The sequence below is a fragment of the Pseudomonas sp. 65/3-MNA-CIBAN-0223 genome (assembly GCF_040310425.1).
Taxonomy (GTDB): domain Bacteria; phylum Pseudomonadota; class Gammaproteobacteria; order Pseudomonadales; family Pseudomonadaceae; genus Aquipseudomonas; species Aquipseudomonas gregormendelii.
In genome coordinates this window covers 1-237 of the sequence record NZ_JBEOPV010000340.1, presented here as the reverse complement: position 1 = coordinate 237, position 237 = coordinate 1, and the positions used below count along the sequence as shown (strand labels likewise).

1 protein-coding gene is annotated in these 237 nt (G+C 68.8%); it reads right to left on the bottom strand.

What is annotated here, in order from left to right; genetic code table 11:
• Positions 1–237: LysR substrate-binding domain-containing protein (locus tag AAEZ09_RS29130; RefSeq protein ID WP_350601792.1), on the bottom strand; the 237-nt coding region annotated here is incomplete at both ends.

Genomic DNA, 237 nt, shown 5'->3' with positions numbered 1-237 from the left:
CACAGGAAGCGCTCGTTGGGGGCGAGCGGATAGCCGATCCACGACGACGACTTGAGGCTGCCGACATGGACGACCACGTCGGCCCCCGCCGCGCTCGTCAACGGGCTTTCCGACAGATGGAGCGAGATGTCGAGTTTCGGATGCGCGCGCTGCAGGTCGCGCACGATCCGTGCGACGTATTTGCGGCCGAAGCCGAGCGGGGCGACGACGCGCAGCGTGCCCTGCACGTCGCCGTGG